1 pseudogene is annotated in these 573 nt (G+C 78.9%); it reads right to left on the minus strand.

What is annotated here, in order from left to right:
- Positions 1 to 559 (minus strand): annotated as a pseudogene (locus ACFQ3T_RS36990) (DUF1028 domain-containing protein); the annotation flags it as partial.
- Between the last annotated feature and the right edge of the window lie 14 nt (positions 560 to 573).

Raw genomic sequence — 573 nt, forward strand, 5'->3', positions numbered from 1 at the left:
AGCGGCAGCCCTTCGGCGGCGAGGCCGTCCAGCGCCGGCCTGATCCCGGCGGCCCGCAGCGACGTCGGGTCGTCCGGGGCCAGGGCCGCCGCCGCGCGCAGCTCGGCGATGACGTCGACGTCCGCGTCGCCCGAGCTGGACCGGATCAGGTGGCGGTGCGCGCGGGACGTCGTCAGCAGCCGCCGCAGGTCGCCCACCGGGTCGCGGGAGTCGTCCACCCGCAGGTCGATCACCGGGTCGTCGGCGTTGCCGGTCGGCTGCGCGCCCCGCTCCGGCCCTGCGACGAGCAGCGCCGCGGACTGCGGCCCGCGCACGTCGCCACCTGCGTGCTCGGCGGCTTCGAGCGCGGCCACCAGCCGGTCGGCCAGGTCGCCGGACGACGTCAGGTAGGCGTCCAGCATGGCCTCCACACCGTGGGGCTCGCCACCATGTTCGCCTGCGCGCTCACCGCGTCCCGCCCGGCGTGCCCGGCCTCGGGGATGCAGTCCGGGCCGGTGAAGGCGGCGGCCGGCGCGTCGACGCGGCCGGCCGCGAACTGGCCCTCCGCCGTGCCGGGCACCGTGGCCAGCGCGG

This window comes from Saccharothrix hoggarensis (assembly GCF_042678885.1).
Taxonomy (GTDB): Bacteria; Actinomycetota; Actinomycetes; order Mycobacteriales; family Pseudonocardiaceae; genus Actinosynnema; species Actinosynnema hoggarensis.